Genomic DNA, 20,411 nt, shown 5'->3' on the forward strand with positions numbered 1-20,411 from the left:
CGCGCCGCCGCGCATCCTATCGAACACGCTCGGGATCGGCGATGATTGCGGCCGCCCTGTCGGCAAGGCTGATGCGATCGTTTGGGTTCTTTTCCGCGGTATCCGCCAGCAAGGTGCGGATCGGCGAGGAGGGACCTTCGTTGAGGGCGGTCAGCGCCACCATGTTGGCGGCGATCGAGGCGATCTCCTCGCGGATCGCGCCATCGCGCCCGGATACCGCCTTTGCCTTCTGCAGGCGCTCGGCAAGGGCGGCGCTGCGCGTGCGGACATCCTCGCCGATCTCGGCGATGACGTCGGCGGTGTCGAGCGCGGATACTGTCGTGTCTTCGGCCGTCACTTCCGCCGGCAGCTCGGCGGCCATCCCGGCAAGGCCGGCGTCGCGCAGCACCCGGTTGACCTTGCGGATCTCGGCATTGGCGGCCTTCAACTGTTCCTTCAACTTGGCAATCTCCTGCAAGCGGCGGGCGACCAGGGTTTCCTTTTCGGCGGCGGAAGCGCTCTCGCGCGCGGCCTTGTCTTCCAGGCGGATCACCATATGCTGCTGCTGCGTCAGTTTCTGTTCGGCGTCCCTGGCGCGCTTCTGCAAAAGAGTCACGTCCTGGCGTAAGGTATCTCGTTCGTCACGCAGCGCGTTGGCGCGGAATTTCAGGCTCTCCGCCTCGGTGTCGCGCGCGGCCAGGTCGATCCTCAGCCCATCGGCCTGTTCACCGAGCTTGCTCAGTCGCGTCCTCATCGTCGCCAGTTCGCTTTCCTTATTGGCAGCGGACTGCTCGGCAATATGCAAATTGGTCTTCAACTGGCTGATATAGTTCTCGTCCTTGCGCAGATGCGAGCGTTGCTCGGCCGCTTCGACATGCATCTCGCCGATCTGGGCCTGCAATTCGCCGATCTCGGCGGCAAGCCTGCCGGCGTCGACGGCGAGTGCATCATGGCGAAGCTGGAGCGACAGGGATTTCTCGCGCTCACGCAGAAGTTCCTGGGTGGTGCGGGCGTTCTCGGCGGCATAGAGCGCGCGGACCATATCCTTCTGGGCGCGAACTTCCTGCGGGCTCAGCGGCATGGTCGCCTTCAGCCGGTTCTCGGTATACCAGACGATGCGGCGATGAACGGCGGGCGAGACCAGAAAGACGAGGAACGCCGCGGTCAGGAAGCCCAATCCGAACAAGAGAGCATATTCGATCACGGCGCGGCCATCGGTAAGAAGGTTGATACGGGGTCAGCCGCGATGATTAAGCGCGCATGATGCGCATGGCAAGGCCGCCGGTGCGGGCGGCCGCGGATTCCAGCGGCTTGGCGGCCTCAGAAGGGGTTCCAGGTTGGCGCCTGGGTGATCTTGAGATAGCCGACATTGACACCCAGGCGGGCGCCGACACCGGTGCGGATCGGCACGACCAGCACGTCGTTGTTCTTGAGCAGCGTCATGCCGAAGCCGGCGATCACATAGGCCGAGCCGCTGACGCCGCCGAAGCGGGCATAGATGCCGTTGATGGAGGGCAGGTCGTAGACCAGCATCATCACCCGCGAGCCTTGGCCGCCGTAATCGAGGCCGAGCGAGGGGCCTTGCCAGTAGAGATTATGTTCGCCGGCATTCTTGGTATTCAGCTGGCCTTCGCCGTAGGTCAGACCGGCGATGAAGGCGCCGCCGCCTTCCTGTCCGAGGATATAGCCGTTCGGCAGGCCGTATTTCTGGAAGGCGCTCTCGACCACTTTGGCAAGCCCGCCGCTGGCGGAGCCGAAGAAGGAGTGGCCGGCATCGACGATTTCCTGCATCGTGTATTGGCCGTTGTCCTGGGCGGCGGCCGGCCCGGCAACCATCAGCGAGGAGAAGACGAGGGCCGAAAGCAACCTGCAGAAGCCGATGAATCGGTGCGGAATTTGAGGGCGCATGGTGTCATCCGTTCGTCGTTTGGCTGAGAGCGGGCAACCGCTCGCGGCGATTGGTGCATTTTGCGCCGATGATCTTAACAATCGGTTTACCAAATATGGTGTCATTATGGCATCGAGTACGATCGCAAACTTCGCGCAATTTTGATGAAGCATATTCCGGGCGCGATGAAATTGCCGCCCCTCAGGAGACGATGATGTCCAAGAACCCCAATCTCACCCTGTCCGGCCCGGATCTGGCCGCGCTTCTCTGCAGCCGCGTTTGCCACGATGTCATCTCGCCCGTCGGCGCGATCAATAACGGGCTGGAACTCCTGGATGAGGGTGGCGCCGATTCCGATGCGATGGACCTGATCCGCACCAGTGCGCTCAACGCTTCCGTCCGCCTGAAATTCGCACGCCTCGCCTTCGGCGCGTCGGGCTCTGTCGGCGCCTCGATCGACACTGGCGAGGCCGAGCGCGCCGCCAAGGATTTCGCCATCGCCGAGAAGAAGACCGAGGTGATCTGGAACGGACCGCGCGCCATCGTCGCCAAGAATCGCGTCAAGCTGCTGCTCAACCTCTTCCTCGTTGCCTATTCGGCCATTCCGCGCGGCGGCGTGCTTGAGGTAACGCTCGAAAATCCCGAATTCGATGCCAGGTTCACGCTCACGGCCAAAGGCAAGCTGATGCGCTTGCCGCCGAAATTCGTCGAGATATCGACCGGCACGATCGAGGAGGCGATCGACGCCCATTCGATCCAGCCCTATTATACCGTTCTTCTGGCGCAGGAGTGCGGAATGACGCTCGATCACAGCGCCAGCGCCGAAGAACTGGTGTTCACCGCGGTGGCTGCGGCCGCCTGATTTTTGCGCGTAAAACGAGTATCGGTGTTCGCGCGGTAACGATTCCTTAGCCTGATCGACCTATGCTTGGCTGCTGTTTAGAGGCCTTTGCAAGGACAGATGCAGGGGTAAAGGAGTCGCCATGCAGAGATTCATGATCACCGATAATTCGGACATCGTCCGCAAGGTCGGCAAGCGCATTCTCTCCGAACTCGACTTTCTCGTCAGCGAGGCCTCCAATGCCGGCGAGGCGCTGCAGCGCTGCCAGGCGGAGCTGCCGGAATATCTGATCGTCGATTCCGGCATGGAAGGCGCTCTCGACCTCATCGCTGCCATCCGCGCCATGGACGGCGGCAAAGAGGTCAAGATCTATTACTGCGTCGTCGAGGCGGATCTGAAGAAGCTGATGGCTGGCAAACGGGCCGGCGCCACCGACTTCCTGCTGAAACCGTTCGATCGCAAGATCCTGACCGCCGTCTTCGGAAACCGCGCGATCGCCGCCTGACGGCAGATCTCATCCCGCCCAATCGGCGACCTTGGAGCATAATGCCGAAAGTGCAAGCGCGTTCGGCCGCCGCCACGCTCTATTTTTTTGACCGAAAGACAGGGAATTTCAGGCCGATCCAGCCTGAAATCCTCTCCGTCACGGCGGCTTGTTGTTGCCGGCAGAAACGAAAAATCCCGCCGGAAAGGCGGGATCTTCGTTTATCCGATAAGGGGGGATCGGAAAATCAGGCGGTTTCGGCGTATTCGGCCCCATCCGGCTCGCGAAGAACGTAACCACGGCCCCAGACGGTCTCGATGTAGTTGGCGCCGCCGGCAGCGTTGGCGAGCTTCTTGCGCAGCTTGCAGATGAAGACGTCGATGATCTTCAGTTCCGGTTCGTCCATGCCGCCGTAAAGGTGGTTCAGGAACATTTCCTTGGTGAGGGTGGTGCCCTTGCGGAGCGAAAGCAGCTCCAGCATCTGGTATTCCTTGCCGGTCAGGTGGACGCGCTGGCCACCGACTTCGACAGTTTTGGCGTCGAGGTTCACGATCAACTCGCCGGTCATGATGACCGACTGGGCGTGACCCTTGGAGCGGCGGACGATAGCGTGGATGCGGGCGACGAGCTCGTCCTTGTGGAACGGCTTGGTCATGTAGTCGTCGGCGCCGAAGCCGAGGCCGCGAACCTTGTCTTCGATGCCGGCCATGCCCGACAGAATGAGGATCGGTGTCTTGACCTTGGACAGCCGGAGCGTGCGGAGCACTTCATATCCGGACATGTCGGGCAGGTTCAGATCGAGAAGGATGATGTCATAATCATACAGCTTGCCCAGATCGACGCCTTCTTCACCGAGATCGGTGGTATAAACATTAAAACTTTCTGATTTCAGCATCAACTCGATGCTCTGCGCCGTAGCGCTGTCATCCTCGATGAGAAGTACCCGCATAATTATCCCCTTTACCGCCGCCGAAAGGTGGTCTGGCCCCCTACACGATACCGAACACGCTACGTGATTTGGAAGCTGCCACGAAATGGTTAACAAATTCTAATTCACTCTGGCAAGGAGTATCGAATTTATTAAATAATTTTTCCATTTCTCTGTTTTCCAATAGGAATCTCAAAAAGGCTCTCCTCAACTTTTACATTAGGAAAAAGCGCTAAGTGATTCATCCGACTCGCCAATGAAAAGGTTCGAACTTCATGCCTCGGCATTTACCGACCCTTAAATCATCGGGCCTATCATTAACGATGCCCGTAAACGAAAGGTTACCAGCGGTAGGTATTTGTTAATATCGCAGGAAATTTTTTAGCAAACCGTGTCAAAGCGGCGCGCAGGGCGGTTTCAAGTTGAGCCGGGGTCTCGCATCACGGGAGTAATGCGTATGAAGTCGCGAGAGAGTCTCGTTCGCCTGAAGGAATTTCAGGTGAACGAAAAACGACGTCAATTGCAGCAGTTGCAGATGATGATGTCCGAATTCGAACGGATGACGAAGGATCTGGAGAGCCAGATCGTCGTCGAGGAAAAGAAGTCCGGTATTTCCGACCCGAATCACTTTGCTTATCCGACCTTCGCCAAGGCCGCGCGTCAGCGGGCCGATAACCTGCAGGTTTCGATCAAGGAACTGAAGATGCAGGAAGAGACGCTGGAAATGGCGCTCGAGGAGATGCAGGCGGAATATGCAAGGGCGACGGCGCTGGAAGAGCGTGACGGCGGCGCCCGCGCAAGGGCGTAAGAAAACGGCGGGCGCCGGCTTCGGCGCCCTGGGATCGCCACTGAGAAGCCATGTATGATGGGCACGCTGTCCGTCATACATGGCTTTTGGTGTTTGCCTGACGGTGTCACTGCCACCGGCGACGAGATTGGTCACCGGCGGCGAGGATTTGCCTTATGGATGTCGTGCTCCCAAAACCGTTGCACGGTTTTGGGAGCACGCTTCAATTCACGACATCCTTCCATTCCGGATGGCGTTGCGCCTGCGCCTTGAAGAAGGGGCAAAGCGGAATGATCTTCCAGCCGCCGGTACGGGCTGCTTCCACAGCATGGAGCGCCAAGGCCTGGCCGACACCCTTGCCGCGCAGCGCATCGGGAACGGCGGTGTGATCGATGATGACGAGCGTCGGCGATGTGCGTGAATAGGTCATCTCCGCCTCATGCCCTTCGACCTCGGCCGCATAACGGCCGCCGGAGGCGCCTTCCTCATTTCGAATGTCCATTGTCTTTCCTCGCAGCGAATATTGTCGTAGCGGACCGTGACACGGCGGCGCGGTCGTGCCAAGCCGTGGAAGGAATAGGGACAGGAGACGGAGTGTTCATGCAAAATATCGGATCGATACGAGGCTCAGGGCAATGAGTGCACTTTCGATGATCCGTCCGGTCCTTCTCGTGGCGGCGCCGTTCTTCCTGGCGCTCGGCCTGGTTTTGCCGCTGGTCCGTTTCGAGACGCTGTATTTTTTCGACAGGACGCCGTCGCTCATCGAAGTCGTCGTGTCGTTGTGGCAAGGCGGGGATGGGCTGCTGGCGGCGATCGTCGCACTGGTTTCGATTCTGCTGCCGCTTCTGAAGATGATCGGGATCGCTGCAGAGGCAACGGCCGCCGGCGGCGGGGCCGGCAGTCTGTTCTATCGTCGAGTCGTACCGCATCTGTCCAAGTGGTCGATGATGGACGTGCTGCTGGTTGCGATCGTCATTGCGGCGGCGAAGACGACGGGGCTGGCGGATGCTTTCACGCAGCCCGGTCTCTGGTGCTACGCGGCCTCGTCAATGATTTCGGGCCTTCTTCATTCCCTCATGGGAGATGCGTCCGGCCCGAAATAAATGTCGTCGATGCTGGGGATTGATCAGTGACGATATTGCTGGATGCGCGTGGTGCGCAGGCCGGCGAGACCGTGACTGTTGATCGACGATTGCCAGGAGAGGAATTCTTCGACTGTGAGCGTGTAACGCTCGCAGGCCTCTTCCAAGCTCAACAAGCCACCGCGGACAGCCGCGACAACCTCTGCCTTACGGCGAATCACCCAGCGCCGCGTATTGGGCGGCGGGAGATCCGCGATCGTCAGGGGGCTGCCATCGGGGCCGATGACATATTTTACTCGGGGACGTATCATTTCGGTCATTGGACTCTCTACACAACGCAAGACCACGAAGCCCACTCTAGCCTGCCACATTTAAAAATTGCCTAAACCCATCGTAAGACTTTGATAACAAATTTAGACGCCCCGCCCTGGTCGGTGATTGGCGGCGGCCGCCTGCCGTTACGTCAATTTGCAGCGCCTGCATGGGAGGCATGCCGGATAAATATCACCCCAATTTCCCTGGATGATCTTATCAGCGCGGCAACATAGGAATGAGGGCGAGACCCGTCGTCTCCCTTCTTTCCGCTGTATCGGTCCTGTTCGTGCTTTTTGAACTTCGATCCTTTGGATGCGGGGGCAGAAGCCGTCTTTGCCGATCCTCCGGCGTGAGCTTCCTGCCGCAGTGCAGCGGGGCCGATCCGAAGCCGGCCATACGAGGATATGAAGATGACAAGACGTGAGCGCGCAGCCGACGACTGCGCTGTGGATGCGGCATTTTCGCCTTCTGAGGCCGATGGCGGCGGGTTTCGCTCAACGACGGCAAGGAACGGCTTGGCGGGGTGGCGAAGCTTGCGGGCTTCGACTTCCATCTGTTCTCGGCTTTCCGGCGGAGAGACCGTACCGCCTTCACCGGAAACCGGTTGATCAGCACCTTGCCGCAAAGCCTTATCGGCTTTTACGAGGTTGCCGATCTCTTCCATTGCAGCAAACTGGTGAACGAGATGAAACGACGATCATGCCGATCTTCTGCGGGGAGGGGGCGTTTGCGGGCGGTGCCGCCAATCGGGAAAACCGCCGTTTCAACACGCTCTTTCCGATGCTAGAGCTGAAGAACACCGTCGCCTTTCCGCCACCCGTCGCTGACCTGAAACGGTACATCTTCGCCTTTTCAGGTGGCTGTCCCAATCCTCACACAGGAATGGGCGATGGCGCTGCTGTATGGGCGCATGGAGCTTCTAGGCCCGCGGCGCTGTCATACGCAGCCGCCCGAGCAACGACGAGATCGCGGTCGTTCTCGATCTCTCGTCGTATACGGTGGCGGGGTTATCTGAAGAGCGCGATGCGCAAGCTCGGGTCGGTCAGCTGCAGACAGGCGGTTGCCACGGCATTCCAGTACCGGGTGCTCATAAAGCGCGTTGCACCGCGCTTTGGGTCTTTGTCCTATGCAGATCGCCCAAAACCGCTACGCAGTTTTGGGCGATCTGTGTAAGGCAGCAGATGTCTGGGCTGAAAAGCTTAAAAGCGGCGAAGCTTAGAAGCCCTTTCCGCCGGTCAGCTCCGACACGACGGTTCCAGCAATGATGCGCATATCCATCCAGATCGAAAAATTTCCGACGTAATAGAGATCGCTGACGATGCGGGCGCGTGCTTTGGCCGGACGGTCGGTCGGGCCGCGCAGGCCGCGCATCTGGGCAAGGCCGGTCATCCCAGGACGCATCGCGTGGCGCTGATGGTATTCCGGTACGAGCTCTTCGTAGAGCATGCCGCCGGCGCGCATGCCGATTGCATGGCAACGCGGACCGACGACCGACATATCGCCCAGCAGCACGTTCAGCAGCTGCGGCAACTCATCGATATTCGTGCGGCGCAGAATGGCGCCGATACGGGTGATGCGCGGATCGTTCTTCACCGTCTGGGCAATGCCGGAGACATCGCAGAGATCGGTGCGCATGGAGCGGAACTTGTAGACCTTGATGGCCTTGCAGTTCTTGCCCCAGCGGGTCTGCTTGAAGAGCACCGGTCCCGGGCTGTCGAGCTTGATCAGCAGGGCGACGAACAGGAGGAAAGGCGCGAGGACGAGGAGGGCGCTCAACGACGAAACAATGTCGAACGCCCGCTTCAGGACCAGATCCACCAGCGGCGCTTGCGGCGCATCGCTATGGATAACAGGGGTCTGGATCTTCAGGCTCGGCTGCTGGTGGCGGCTCGGCCGGAAGGACTCTGTCGAAATGCTGTTGTTTAGTTCCGTGATGCTCAAGGATCGTACTCTGTTGTCTTCGAGGGGCGCGGCGGCAATAGGCGATCAATGGTTAACCCTGTCACCAGGGCTGCACTCAGGTCTTGGTAACCCTACTAAAACGGAAAAATGCGACAATTGTGTAATGGTGTCCAGAGAAATATCGCATCGCAGCAAATCTTTCGCAATTGCGTTAAGTTGAGGCAAGCTCATGATATTTCGTTAATAATTGGAATTTTGTCAAAGTTTCTAGGCCCTTGGCAGGGGTTCGCAGGGGGCCGGCGGCGCGTCGTTTCGACACGTGACCCAGGTCTCTTAAGCGTATTTGTTAACGGAACACGAGGCGAAATTTTTGTGATGAGGATATCGATCACTGCCGAAGCCGTGTCGAAATGTGACAAAATCAAGGCGGGATTGATGGCGGGCAGCGTCTTGAAACGATGCAAAGCAACGAATTCGTCCCCAGAATCGCTTGAGAAGGCCCGATAACGCGAATCACTTCACGGCTGGAAACGGGATCGCGGCCACGCTTCCAGGAGGGACGGCTTGCTCAGTTGGCGCGCGCCAGAGGCCGGCCGCGGATTGTCGCGACAGGTCTGAACTCATGGTTACGATGCAGAAGAATCGCGCCGCCTGCCGGTATTCAGCGATTTCTAACGATGGTCACGCCGGTTCGAGGACGCGTTTCCTGCCGCCCCAGGAGATGAAGTTCGGGTTGGCGAAGTCGAAATCGGCGGCCTTTCCCGTCTTGCCGTAGGTCAGCAATGTTCCGTCCAGTGTCACCGTCGAGCCGCCGGCAGCACGCAGCACCGCATCGCCGGCCGCGGTGTCCCACTCCATCGTGCGGGTGAAGCGCGGATAGACGTCGGCCTTCCCTTCGGCCAGCAGGCAGAACTTCAGCGAGGAGCCGATATTGGTACATTTAAAGATCGCTTGGTCGGCGAGGAAGCTTCCGGTCTCCGGGCTGTTGTGGCGAAGGCTTGCAAGCGCCAGCCTATCGTCCGGCTGTTCGCGCACCGTGATTGCACTGCGTGCGCTAACGGTGAAATCGTCGGCGACGACGAGCCTTTCGGCGTGACCGCACTCTCCGGAGAAGGCTAGCCCGAGCGCCGGCGCATAGACGATGCCGGCCACCGGGGCGCCGTTCTCGATATAGGCGATGTTGACGGTGAATTCCTGCCGTCCTTCGACGAATTCACGCGTGCCGTCGAGAGGGTCGACCAGGAAGAAGCCTCGGCCGCTGATGTCGGGCACCTTGCCGGCAGCGACTGATTCTTCCGCCACCACGGGTATCTCGGGATAATCTCTGGCGAGATGAGTAAGGATGATACGTTCGGCCTCCTCGTCGGCGACCGTGACCGGACTTGCATCCGCCTTCATGGCGACGGGGAAACCTTCGCGCAGGACCGTCATGATGGCCTTGCCGGCTTCGAGCGCCGCCTTTTCAAATGTCCTCAGCATTGTCCTTTTGCCGTTCGCCATGCGGGCCGAGCACCCCACTGTCGCTCGTCCGCAAACCATCCCTGTCACACCATATACCTATCAAAGATTGATATGGTGTTTCCCGTTGCGCTTCGCACCCTTACACGTAAGGCAGTGATGCTACCATAAGTTCCCAGTCCTGTCAGAGGAGATGGTGGGCGGTCGCTCATGAAATGGCATTCGGAAAAGCGCCCGGCCTGAGGTCTGAATTTGCGTCATCTTCCAATTTTGTGGAATAGCTTGCACAGCAGACGGCGCAAGAAATCGGTGGCAACATTGCCGAACTTTTAACCGCGCGGCGATTTCTGGCTAAAAATCCGCCGCTCCATGCCGTTTTTATGTGGATTTTGGTTCAAAACGAACCATTTAGCCCTGTTCTGACAAGAATCTGTCGGAATAAATCCTTTTTGTCTTCACATTTCCAACGAAACCGGTATGCATTCGGCCTATGAGGTTCCCTGAAACGGGGAACCAAAGAACCAAAAAGAGATGCAGTGTCTTCCGCTCGCATCCAGGGGAAAACGACATATGGAGTATTTCGTCCAGCAGCTCTTCAATGGGCTGACGCTCGGATCCATCTATGGCCTTGTGGCTATCGGCTATACGATGGTTTATGGCATTATCGGCATGATCAATTTCGCCCATGGCGACATCTTCATGCTCGGTGGTTTCGCCGCTCTTATCGTCTTTCTCGTCCTCACATCCATCTTCGCAGGTCTCCCGGTGGCAATTCTGCTGCTGGCGATGCTTGTCGTCGCGATGTTGATGACGAGTTTATGGAATTGGACGATCGAGCGCGTCGCATACCGTCCCTTGCGCGGGTCTTTCCGCCTGGCGCCGCTGATCACGGCAATCGGCATGTCGATCACGCTGTCCAACTTCATCCAGGTGACGCAGGGTCCGCGTAACAAGCCGATCCCGCCGATGGTGAGCTCGGTCTACCAGTTCGGCAACATCTCGATATCGCTGAAGCAGATCATCATCATCGCGATCACGGCGGTGTTGCTGACGATCTTCTGGTATATCGTCAATCATACTTCACTCGGCCGCGCCCAGCGCGCCACCGAACAGGATCGCAAGATGGCCGCATTGCTCGGCGTCAATGTCGATCAGACGATCTCGATCACCTTTGTGATGGGGGCGGCGCTGGCTGCTGTCGCCGGCACGATGTATCTGATGTATTATGGCGTCGCTTCGTTCGCCGACGGCTTCACGCCGGGTGTGAAGGCATTTACCGCAGCCGTTCTCGGCGGCATCGGGTCGCTGCCGGGCGCCGTTCTCGGCGGGCTGATGATCGGCCTCATCGAATCGCTGTGGTCGGCCTACTTCACCATCGCGTACAAGGATGTCGCGACCTTCGCCATCCTCGCTTTCGTACTGATCTTCAAGCCGACGGGTATCCTGGGGCGGCCGGAAGTCGAGAAGGTATAACGTCATGGCAAACATTGAGAATTCTGCAGGCAAGCCCGATGCCGGACTTGTCCGCAAAGGCCTTACCGAAGCCCTTTTCGCCGCTGTCCTGTCGTTCGGCATGTTCGTTCTCTATGTCGGCCTCAAGACCGACCAGAATATCAACAACGAGCTGATCATCGTCCAGCGCTGGGGATTGCTTGCAATCTTCGTCGCCGTTGCCGCGATCGGGCGCTTCGCCATGGTCGTTTTCATCAAACCGAATATCGACCGTCGCAAGCTCTCGAAGGCGCGCGAGGGCGAGCTCGACATCTCGACCGAGAAGGGCTTCTTCCGTCGGCATTTCCTGAAGATCTCGCTGATAGCACTGCTGCTCTATCCCGTGGTGATCGTGGCGTTGGTCGGCGCTCAGGGCTCGCTGAAATGGGTCGATAATTTCGGTATCCAGATCCTGATCTACGTGATGCTTGCCTGGGGACTCAACATCGTCGTTGGCCTGGCCGGCCTGCTCGATCTCGGTTATGTCGCCTTCTACGCGGTTGGCGCCTATTCCTATGCATTGCTGTCGAGCTATTTCGGCTTTTCCTTCTGGGTATTGCTGCCGCTTTCCGGCATCTTCGCAGCCCTCTGGGGCGTCATCCTCGGCTTCCCGGTGCTGCGCCTGCGCGGCGACTACCTCGCCATCGTGACGCTTGCCTTCGGTGAAATCATCCGCCTCGTGCTCATCAACTGGACTGACGTGACCAAGGGCACTTTCGGTATCTCGAGCATTCCGAAGGCGACACTCTTTGGTATTCCCTTCGATGCGACGGCCGGCGGCTTTGCCAAGCTCTTCCACCTGCCGATGTCGTCTGCCTATTACAAGATCTTCCTCTTCTATCTTATCCTGGCGCTCTGCATGCTGACGGCCTACGTCACCATCCGGCTGCGCCGCATGCCAATCGGGCGTGCCTGGGAAGCGTTGCGCGAAGACGAGATCGCCTGCCGTTCGCTCGGCATCAACACGGTGACGACCAAGCTCACCGCCTTTGCGACGGGCGCCATGTTCGGCGGGTTCGCCGGCTCGTTCTTCGCAGCCCGCCAGGGCTTCGTCTCGCCGGAATCCTTCGTCTTTCTGGAATCGGCCGTCATCCTCGCCATCGTCGTTCTTGGCGGCATGGGGTCGTTGACCGGCATCGCGATCGCCGCGATCGTCATGGTCGGCGGCACCGAGGCGCTGCGCGAAATGGACTTCCTGAAAGCGGTCTTCGGGCCCGACTTCACGCCGGAACTTTACCGCATGCTGCTCTTCGGTCTCGCCATGGTCGTCGTCATGCTGTTCAAGCCGCGCGGTTTCGTCGGCTCACGTGAACCGACTGCCTTCCTCAAAGAGCGCAGGGCAATATCCGGAAGCTTCATCAAGGAGGGCCACGGTTGATGAGCCCCGTTATCAATACAATGTCGAGCGATACGCTTCTCAAAGTTGAACACCTGTCGATGAAGTTCGGCGGCCTGATGGCCATCAACGACTTCTCCTTCGAAGCCAAGCGCGGCGATATTACTGCGCTGATCGGGCCGAACGGTGCCGGCAAGACCACGGTCTTCAACTGCATCACCGGCTTCTACAAGCCGACGATGGGCATGATCACGCTCAACCAGAAGAGCGGCAAGCAGTACCTGCTGGAGCGTCTGCCGGACTTTCGCATCACCAAGGAAGCCAGGGTGGCGCGTACTTTCCAGAACATCCGGTTGTTCTCCGGTCTGACTGTTCTAGAAAACCTGCTCGTTGCCCAGCACAACAAGCTGATGAAGGCATCGGGTTATACCATCCTCGGCCTTATCGGCGTCGGTCCCTATAAGCGGGAAGCGGCCGGAGCGATCGAGCTTGCCCGCTTCTGGCTCGAGAAGGCCGACCTGATCGACCGCGCTGACGACCCTGCCGGCGATCTGCCTTATGGCGCCCAGCGGCGTCTGGAAATCGCTCGCGCCATGTGCACCGACCCGGAGCTGCTTTGCCTGGACGAACCGGCTGCAGGCCTGAACCCGCGGGAATCGGCAACGCTCAACGCGCTGCTGCAGAATATCCGTGCTGAAACCGGAACGTCGATCTTGCTGATCGAGCATGACATGTCGGTGGTCATGGAAATTTCCGACCACGTCGTCGTTCTCGAATACGGCCAGAAGATTTCCGATGGCACGCCGGATCACGTGAAGCACGATCCGAAGGTCATCGCGGCCTATCTCGGTGTCGAGGATGAAGAAGTGGAAGAGGTGATCGCGACCGTCGAGCAGCTCGAAGGAGGCGCAAACTGATGGGCGATGAAGTAATGACGGGTCAACCGCTCCTTCAGGTGAATGGCGTCGAAACGTATTATGGCAATATCCGTGCACTGGCCGGCATCGATGTTCACGTCAACAAAGGCGAGATCGTCAGCCTGATCGGCGCCAATGGCGCCGGCAAATCGACGCTGATGATGACGATCTGCGGCAGCCCGCAGGCCCGCACCGGTTCGGTCGTCTTCGAGGGCCGCGAAATCACTCGCATGCCAACTCATGAAATCGCCCGCCTGCGCATCGCGCAGTCACCGGAAGGCCGCCGTATCTTTCCGCGCATGACGGTTCTGGAAAACCTCCAGATGGGCGCCGGCCTCGACAATCTCAAATACTTCGCCGAGGACGTCGAGAAGATCTTCACGCTCTTCCCGCGCCTCAAGGAACGCCATGCCCAGCGCGGCGGAACGCTTTCGGGCGGTGAGCAGCAGATGCTGTCGATCGGCCGCGCCCTGATGGCGCGCCCGAAGCTGCTTCTTCTCGACGAACCCTCGCTAGGTCTTGCGCCGCTGATTGTCAAAGGCATTTTCGAGGCGATCAAGAAGCTCAACGAGGCGGAGGGGTTGACCGTTTTCCTCGTCGAGCAGAACGCCTTCGCCGCCCTCAGGCTGTCGCACCGCGCCTACGTGATGGTGAACGGCAAGGTGACGATGAGCGGCTCCGGCAAGGAGCTTCTCGCCAATCCCGAGGTCCGCGCTGCCTATCTCGAAGGCGGAAGACACTAGGTCGAAAGGAGAGTTTGATATGCAGGGACTTTTCTTCGAAGGCGATGCCGGCTCCCTTGTGGCGATCCGCGTCATCGTCGTGCTCTTGGGCTTCTGGACGGCTTGGCGTGCCGGCAAAGCGGTCGCCGAGAGCTGGAACAACTATCCGCTGGCCGTCGTCTACACCTTCCTGTTGGCCTGGGCGATGCAGTTCCTGCACCACGCCCTGTTCAACGGGCCGATGCTCGACGCTTTCTACTACATCATCGATTTCGTGACGCTGCTGGTCTTCTCGACGGCCGGCTTCCGCTACCGTCGCACCAATCAGATGGTCAACAACTATTACTGGCTGTACGAAAAAACTTCCGCGTTCTCGTGGAAGGACAAACATTGACAGTCCGTTGAAACTAGGCATGAATTGCCTTCCGAGTGGAACAGCTTCCCTGGTGCAGTCAATGGTGGGTAATGCGCCGGGTCTTGGACCGAAACCCGCCCAAAAATTGGGAGTAACAATATGAAGAAGTCTCTTCTGTCGGCAGTGGCTCTGACGGCGATGGTCGCCTTCAGCGGCAACGCTTGGGCCGACGTCCTCATCGCTGTCGCTGGTCCGCTGACTGGTCCGAACGCCGCATTCGGCGCTCAGCTTCAGAAGGGTGCCGAGCAGGCGGCTGCCGATATCAACGCCGCCGGCGGCATCAACGGCGAGCAGATCAAGCTCGAGCTCGGCGACGACGTCTCCGACCCGAAGCAGGGCATTTCGGTCGCCAACAAGTTCGTTGCTGACGGCGTCAAGTTCGTCATCGGCCACTTCAACTCGGGCGTTTCGATCCCGGCTTCGGAAGTTTATGCCGAAAACGGCATCCTCGAAATCACCCCGGCCGCAACGAACCCGAAGTTTACCGAACGGGGCCTCTGGAACACGTTCCGCACCTGCGGCCGTGACGACCAGCAGGGCGCCATCGCCGGCAAGTATCTTGCCGACCACTTCAAGGACGCCAAGATCGCCGTCGTTCACGACAAGACCCCCTATGGTCAGGGCCTTGCCGATGAAACCAAGAAGGCGATGAATGCCGCCGGTCTCACCGAAGTCATCTATGAAGGCATCAATGTCGGTGACAAGGACTTCTCCGCGCTCATCGCCAAGATGAAGGAAGCCGGCGTCTCGATCATCTATTGGGGTGGTCTGCACACGGAAGCCGGTCTCATCATCCGTCAGGCAGCCGACCAGGGCCTGAAGGCGACGCTGGTTTCGGGTGACGGTATCGTTTCGAACGAACTGGCCTCGATCGCTGGCGACGCAGTCGCCGGTACGCTGAACACCTTCGGTCCCGATCCGACGCTGAACCCGGCCAACAAGGAACTCGTCGAAAAGTTCAAGGCCGCCGGTTTCAATCCGGAAGCCTACACGCTCTATTCCTACGCTGCGATGCAGGCGATCGCCGGTGCCGCCAAGGCTGCCGGTTCGACAGACGCAGAAGCCGTTGCAACGGCCATGAAGGAAAAGGGTCCGTTCCCGACCGTTCTCGGCGACATCTCGTTCGACGAAAAGGGCGACCCGAAGATCCCCGGCTACATCATGTATGAGTGGAAGAAGGGCCCGGACGGCAAGTACAGCTACTTCCCGCAGTAAGCTTCGCTTCCCCAATATGGGACATGACTATCGAAGCCCGGTTCCGACCGGGCTTCTTTTTTTGAATGTTTACATTCTCTTTCCTGGTTTGCTCGGCGTCACGAGGCCGAACCGATATGCCGGAGGCGTTACGGCGGATGGAGAACTCGGGGCATCGCCACGGAAGAGACGCGGACTGCGACGGCCAGGTGTCAGGCATGTCTGCGAACACCTGTCAGCTATGTATCAGGGCCGTACAACAGGTGGGGAGATGGCCGGTAGGCCAGAGGGGGACTTTTGATGTTTCCTCACATCTCGTGCAGCACATGCGTTGCCTTTACGGCGGCTGATGCCCGGTTCTCGACGCCGAGCTTCACGTAGATCTGTTCGAGGTGCTTGTTGACCGTGCGCGCCGACAGTCCCAATATTTCGCCGATGTCGCGGTTGGCCTTGCCTTTGGCGATCCAGAGCAGCACTTCGGATTCGCGCTGGGTGAGCGAGAAGCGCTGGCGCAGCACCTCGTCGTCGCTGCGCTGATTGGCGGCGGTGAGGCGGAAGAGATATTCGTCGGGACCGATCGCGCCGAGGAAGGCGAGCTGGAGCGCCGCCTGGCCGGCATGGGCGATCGAGATGATGCCGTCACGCACTGCGGCGACGCGGTCGCGCATCCAGCCGGCGATATGGCGGACGACGATGTCCATGCCGTCATCGCTGCCCATGGCGGCATTGACCAGCCGTGTCGCTTGCGGCGTCGACCAGTGGATGGCGCCGTCGCCCTTGACTGCCAGCAGATGGCGGCCGGCTGCATCCAGCGCGATGCGGGCGCTTTGGGCCGAGCGAGCGTTGCGCAGATGCACGCGGATGCGGGCGCGCAGCTCGTCGATGTTGATCGGCTTGCTGAGATAATCGACGCCGCCGGATTCCAGCGCGTGCACGACATGCTCGGTTTCGGTCAGGCCGGTCATGAAGATGACGGGCACCTGCGCCACCGCGGCATTCGCCTTCAGCCGGCGGCAGGTCTCGAAGCCGTCCATGCTGGGCATCACCGCGTCGAGCAGGATGAGATCGGGGGTGATGCGCTCGACGATACCGAGCGCCGCCGCGCCAGATGTGGCGATCAACACGGAGAAGCCGGATTGTTCGAGCGCGTCGGTCAAGAAGCCGAGCGCTTCGGCCGAGTCGTCGACGAGCAGAACTATGTCGCGGGGCAGGGCCGGCTCAGCCAATGGATTCCACCTTTTCGTCGAAGTCGTGCAGGAAGGTCATGAAGCCGGCGAGATCGAAGGCGGCGACATAGACGCGAAGCTGCTCGGTGAATGGCTGATTTGCCTCCACCTTGGCAAGATCCGAAAGCTTGGCTTCGATGCCTCTGATATAGCCGATTTCGCCAAGCCGCAGCAATTCCTGCACATGGGCGGCACCTGGGCTTACCATCGGCGCTTCGATCTTGACAGGAATGGCAGGAGCGGCGTCGGCATAGATCCATTTCAGCCCAAGATGCAGGGCGAGCTTGTCGCGCAGTTGGCGGATGTCGACCGGCTTGCCGATCGCGTCGTTGTGGCTGTCGTCACTGTCGATCAGAGCGGCCGCGTCGCCGATATTGGCCGAAAGCATCAGCACTGGCGCCGTCTGACCGGCCTCGCGCAGACGCGAGACGAGCTGCCAGCCGTTCATGCCGGGCATCAGGATGTCGACGAGGAAAAGATCCGGCATGATGCCCTCGATCAGCGTCAGGCATTCGCCGCCGCCTGCCGCCGTCAGCACGATGAAATCGAGAGGCGCCAGGATTTCGCGCATCATCTCGCGATGGTCTTCGTTGTCGTCGACGACGACGAGCGTGCGCCGCGGGCCGTCGTAGCCGGCGATCCGCTTTTCCTGCGGTGCCGCGGCCGCAACGCGCATGACGGCAGACAGCATCAGCCGCACGCGGAAGGTCGAGCCTTCGTCCTTCACGCTCGAAACCGAAATCTCGCCGCCGAGCGTGTTGGTCAGAAGCCGGGTGATGGTGAGTCCCAGGCCGAGCCCCGGCATCGGCCGCACGCTTTCGGCCTCGCCGCGCTGGAAGGGTTCGTAAATGCGGGGCAGGTCTTTCTCGGTAATGCCGCGGCCGGTATCGGCGACGGTGAAGGTCGCGACCTGGCTGCGATAGCCGACATCGAAGGTGACGCTGCCTTCGTCGGTGAATTTGATGGCATTGGAGAGCAGGTTGACGAGGATCTGGCGCAGGCGCTTTTCGTCGGTGCGGACGAATTGCGGCAGAGCGGCTGAGCGATCGTGGATGAAGGCGAGCCCTTTTGCCTGCGCTTGCGGGCGGAACATATCAACGATCTGGTCGAGGAAATCCTGGATGTTGATCTCGTTGGAATAGACCTGCAGGCGGCCGGCCTCGATCTTGGAGATATCGAGCAGGCCGTCGATCAGCCCGGAAAGGTGTTCGGCGCTGCGGCGGATGACCTTGATCGAGGATTGGCGCGGCGCCGGGATGGTCTCGTCGCGCTCGAGAATCTGGGCATAGCCGAGCACGGCGTTCAGCGGCGTGCGCAATTCATGGCTGAGCCCGACGACATAGCGGCTCTTGGCGCGGTTGGCGGCCTCGGCCGTCTCCTTGGCATTCTGCAGGGCGGCGTCGGTCTTCTTGTGGGCGGCGATTTCCTTGAGCAGCAGCGTGTTCTGGCGCGAGGATTCCTCCTCGGCGACGACGCGGCTGTCATGGGCGAGCACATAGAACCAGCAGACGACGCCTGAGATCACCGAGAAGACGAAGAAGACGATGAGGATCGTCCGGTTGACGACCTCGGCCGTCTCGGGCGAGGCGGCGGCGACCTGATGGGCGATCATCGCCAGGATCGCGCCGATGGCGGTCAATGCCAGCACGACGGCGATGCCGTAACGGCCGAGGCGCGTCGTCAGCTTTCCGACAATGGTATCCGGCAGCAGCGCCTTAGCGACGGTGCCGACCTGCGCGTTGAAACGGGCGGCCGGCTTGCACATGTCGTGGCAGCGGCTGTCGAGTGAGCAGCAGAGCGAGCAGATCGGTGCGGCATAGGCCGGGCACCAGGCCATGTCCTCCGGCTCGAACGGGTGTTCGCAGACCGAGCAGGTGATGTTCGTCAGGTTCTTCCAGCTCTGGCGCGGCTTGCGGGCGAGATAGAATTTGCCTTTGGTCGCCCAGGCGATGACGGGCGACGCGATCAGCGCGATGACCAGGGTGATATAGGGAGCGAGCGAGGCGGCGATCTCGCCGAAGGCGCCGAAATGGGCAATCAGCGATACCGTCGCCGACAGCGTCATGGCGCCGAGGCCGACGGGATTGATGTCGTAGAGGTGGGCGCGCTTGAACTCGATGCCGGGGGGAGCCAGCCCCAGCGGCTTGTTGATGAACAGATCGGCGGAGATCGTGCACAGCCAGGCCATGGCGATGATCGAGAAGATGCCGAGCGTCTCCTCCAGCAGCCGGTAGATGCCGAGTTCCATCAGAAGCAGGGCGATGGCGACGTTGAAGACCAGCCAGATGACACGGCCGGGGTGGCTGTGGGTCAGCCGCGAGAAGAAATTCGACCAGGCGAGCGAGCCGGCATAGGCGTTCATCACGTTGATCTTCAGCTGCGAGACGACGACGAAGGCGGCCATCAACAGCAGCGCCGCATTGTGCCAGGGGACCATGTAGCCGAAGGCGGTCAGATACATTTGCGCCGGGTCGGCGGCGCGGTCGAGGGGGACGCCCGAGGTGAAGGTCAGCACGACCAGGAAGGAGCCGGCAAGCAGCTTCGGCGCGCCGATGATGACCCAGCCGGGGCCGGCCAGAAAGACCGCCAGGCGATGGCGCCACTTGCGCTGCGGGTCCGGCGGCAGGAAGCGCAGGAAGTCGGCCTGTTCACCGATCTGCGACATCAGCGCCAGGATGACGGCGGAGGCCGCGCCGAACTCGACCAGATCGAATTCGGCGATGGTGCCCGGCGGGCCTGAGGCGTGACGAATGCCGGCGAAGGCGCGCCAGAGGTCGAATTTTTCCCAGTCCAAAAAGGCAATGAAGATGAAGGGCAGAATATTCAGCACGATCCAGAAGGGCTGGGTCATCAGCTGGAACTTGCTGATCAGCCGCACGCCGTGCGTCACCAGCGGGATCACCATGACGGCGCTGATGATGTAGCCGATCCAGAGCGGGATGCCGAGGGTAAGCTCCAGCGCCCCGGACATGATCGATGCCTCGATCGCAAACAGCATGAAGGTGAAGCTCGCATAGATCAGCGAGGTGATGGTCGAGCCGATATAGCCGAAGCCCGCGCCGCGCGTCAGCAGATCGATGTCGACGCCGTGGCGGATGGCGTAGCGGCTGATCGGCAAGCCGATCGCCAACATGGCGATGCTGGCGACGATAATGGCATAAAAGGCGTTGGTGGTGCCGTAGGAGAGGGTGATCGCACCGCCGATCGCCTCAAGCGCCAGAAAGGAAATCGCGCCGATCGCCGTCTGCGAGATGCGCTGCGAGGAGAAATGGCGGGCGCTTTTGGCGGTGAAGCGCAGCGCGTAATCTTCCAGCGTCTGGTTGGCGACCCAGCGATTATATTCGCGTCTTACCGGAATGATGCGTTGGCGCGCTGCCATGTCTTCCTTTCGGCATTCCGGTTGGGGCTCATCGTCTCTCCGGCAGTTTTGGCGGGATGGGCGGGAA

Annotated in this window: 20 protein-coding genes; 10 read left to right on the forward strand and 10 right to left on the reverse strand. The window is 60.1% G+C overall.

What is annotated here, in order from left to right; genetic code table 11:
• Positions 1–16: 16 nt before the first annotated feature.
• Positions 17–1,183 carry a hypothetical protein gene (locus ACMUVN_RS25590; protein ID WP_414815620.1) on the reverse strand — a complete coding sequence of 389 codons (1,167 nt, stop codon included), beginning with the start codon at positions 1,181–1,183 and terminating at the stop codon, positions 17–19.
• A gap of 116 nt (positions 1,184–1,299) precedes the next feature.
• Entirely contained in the window at positions 1,300–1,887 is a 588-nt protein-coding gene (locus ACMUVN_RS25595) for a DUF1134 domain-containing protein (RefSeq protein ID WP_025554577.1), read from the reverse strand.
• 194 nt (positions 1,888–2,081) lie between these two features.
• On the opposite strand from ACMUVN_RS25595, the gene chpT reads away from it, so the two are divergent.
• Entirely contained in the window at positions 2,082–2,729 is a 648-nt protein-coding gene (gene chpT / locus ACMUVN_RS25600; RefSeq protein ID WP_097544908.1) for a histidine phosphotransferase ChpT, read from the forward strand.
• A gap of 121 nt (positions 2,730–2,850) precedes the next feature.
• The gene (locus ACMUVN_RS25605; protein ID WP_010069020.1) at positions 2,851–3,213 is read left to right on the forward strand and encodes a response regulator; all 363 of its coding nucleotides are present in this window, start codon (positions 2,851–2,853) and stop codon (positions 3,211–3,213) included.
• Positions 3,214–3,439: 226 nt separating this feature from the next.
• On the opposite strand, the gene ctrA is transcribed toward ACMUVN_RS25605, so the two are convergent.
• Positions 3,440–4,141, reverse strand: coding sequence for a response regulator transcription factor CtrA (gene ctrA / locus ACMUVN_RS25610; protein WP_003542362.1), 702 nt, complete (start codon positions 4,139–4,141; stop codon positions 3,440–3,442).
• Between the two features lie 436 nt (positions 4,142–4,577).
• Here ctrA and ACMUVN_RS25615 point away from each other — a divergent pair, with 436 nt between their 5' ends.
• Positions 4,578–4,928, forward strand: coding sequence for a hypothetical protein (locus tag ACMUVN_RS25615; protein WP_003542353.1), 351 nt, complete (start codon positions 4,578–4,580; stop codon positions 4,926–4,928).
• Positions 4,929–5,130: 202 nt separating this feature from the next.
• Here ACMUVN_RS25615 and ACMUVN_RS25620 read toward each other — a convergent pair whose 3' ends face one another.
• The gene (locus ACMUVN_RS25620; protein ID WP_025602725.1) at positions 5,131–5,409 is read right to left on the reverse strand and encodes a GNAT family N-acetyltransferase; all 279 of its coding nucleotides are present in this window, start codon (positions 5,407–5,409) and stop codon (positions 5,131–5,133) included.
• A 55-nt stretch (positions 5,410–5,464) separates the two neighbouring features.
• On the opposite strand from ACMUVN_RS25620, the gene ACMUVN_RS25625 reads away from it, so the two are divergent.
• A complete protein-coding gene (locus ACMUVN_RS25625; RefSeq protein ID WP_174824507.1) occupies positions 5,465–6,010 on the forward strand; it encodes a paraquat-inducible protein A in 546 nt (181 codons plus the stop codon).
• Between the two features lie 23 nt (positions 6,011–6,033).
• Here ACMUVN_RS25625 and ACMUVN_RS25630 read toward each other — a convergent pair whose 3' ends face one another.
• From ACMUVN_RS25630 to cysQ, 4 genes are all read right to left on the reverse strand, one after another.
• Positions 6,034–6,309: a DUF1153 domain-containing protein gene (locus ACMUVN_RS25630; protein WP_007533628.1), complete on the reverse strand. Its 276-nt coding sequence runs from the start codon at positions 6,307–6,309 to the stop codon at positions 6,034–6,036.
• 143 nt (positions 6,310–6,452) lie between these two features.
• Positions 6,453–6,968 (reverse strand): hypothetical protein, encoded by a 516-nt coding sequence (locus ACMUVN_RS25635; RefSeq protein WP_414815621.1) that lies wholly within the window; start codon positions 6,966–6,968, stop codon positions 6,453–6,455.
• A 551-nt stretch (positions 6,969–7,519) separates the two neighbouring features.
• Complete coding sequence (locus tag ACMUVN_RS25640; protein ID WP_025554731.1) at positions 7,520–8,245, reverse strand: sugar transferase; 726 nt, start codon at positions 8,243–8,245, stop codon at positions 7,520–7,522.
• A 642-nt stretch (positions 8,246–8,887) separates the two neighbouring features.
• Positions 8,888–9,685 (reverse strand): 3'(2'),5'-bisphosphate nucleotidase CysQ, encoded by a 798-nt coding sequence (gene cysQ, locus ACMUVN_RS25645; RefSeq protein WP_414815622.1) that lies wholly within the window; start codon positions 9,683–9,685, stop codon positions 8,888–8,890.
• Between the two features lie 549 nt (positions 9,686–10,234).
• Here cysQ and ACMUVN_RS25650 point away from each other — a divergent pair.
• From ACMUVN_RS25650 to ACMUVN_RS25675, 6 genes are all read left to right on the forward strand, one after another.
• A complete protein-coding gene (locus ACMUVN_RS25650; protein WP_025554735.1) occupies positions 10,235–11,137 on the forward strand; it encodes a branched-chain amino acid ABC transporter permease in 903 nt (300 codons plus the stop codon).
• Between the two features lie 4 nt (positions 11,138–11,141).
• Positions 11,142–12,533: a high-affinity branched-chain amino acid ABC transporter permease LivM gene (livM, locus tag ACMUVN_RS25655; RefSeq protein ID WP_025570336.1), complete on the forward strand. Its 1,392-nt coding sequence runs from the start codon at positions 11,142–11,144 to the stop codon at positions 12,531–12,533.
• Positions 12,533–13,408, forward strand: a complete 876-nt coding sequence (locus ACMUVN_RS25660; protein ID WP_025554934.1) for an ABC transporter ATP-binding protein — start codon at positions 12,533–12,535, stop codon at positions 13,406–13,408. The genes livM and ACMUVN_RS25660 overlap by 1 nt, the downstream gene beginning before the upstream one ends.
• The gene (locus ACMUVN_RS25665) at positions 13,408–14,151 is read left to right on the forward strand and encodes an ABC transporter ATP-binding protein (RefSeq protein WP_025554932.1); all 744 of its coding nucleotides are present in this window, start codon (positions 13,408–13,410) and stop codon (positions 14,149–14,151) included. Before ACMUVN_RS25660 ends, ACMUVN_RS25665 begins: the two co-directional genes overlap by 1 nt.
• A 19-nt stretch (positions 14,152–14,170) precedes the next feature.
• Positions 14,171–14,524, forward strand: a complete 354-nt coding sequence (locus ACMUVN_RS25670) for a DUF6867 family protein (protein WP_025570339.1) — start codon at positions 14,171–14,173, stop codon at positions 14,522–14,524.
• Positions 14,525–14,644: 120 nt separating this feature from the next.
• On the forward strand, positions 14,645–15,760 hold the full coding sequence (locus ACMUVN_RS25675) for a branched-chain amino acid ABC transporter substrate-binding protein (RefSeq protein WP_025570341.1): 1,116 nt from the start codon (positions 14,645–14,647) through the stop codon (positions 15,758–15,760).
• A 287-nt stretch (positions 15,761–16,047) separates the two neighbouring features.
• Here ACMUVN_RS25675 and ACMUVN_RS25680 read toward each other — a convergent pair whose 3' ends face one another.
• On the reverse strand, positions 16,048–16,965 hold the full coding sequence (locus ACMUVN_RS25680) for a DNA-binding response regulator (protein ID WP_025570343.1): 918 nt from the start codon (positions 16,963–16,965) through the stop codon (positions 16,048–16,050).
• Positions 16,958–20,344, reverse strand: a complete 3,387-nt coding sequence (locus ACMUVN_RS25685; protein WP_414815623.1) for an ATP-binding protein — start codon at positions 20,342–20,344, stop codon at positions 16,958–16,960. The genes ACMUVN_RS25680 and ACMUVN_RS25685 overlap by 8 nt, the downstream gene beginning before the upstream one ends.
• Positions 20,345–20,411 lie beyond the last annotated feature (67 nt).

The organism is Rhizobium sp. IY2 (assembly GCF_047532935.1).
In the GTDB taxonomy this organism is placed as follows: Bacteria; Pseudomonadota; Alphaproteobacteria; order Rhizobiales; family Rhizobiaceae; genus Rhizobium; species Rhizobium anhuiense.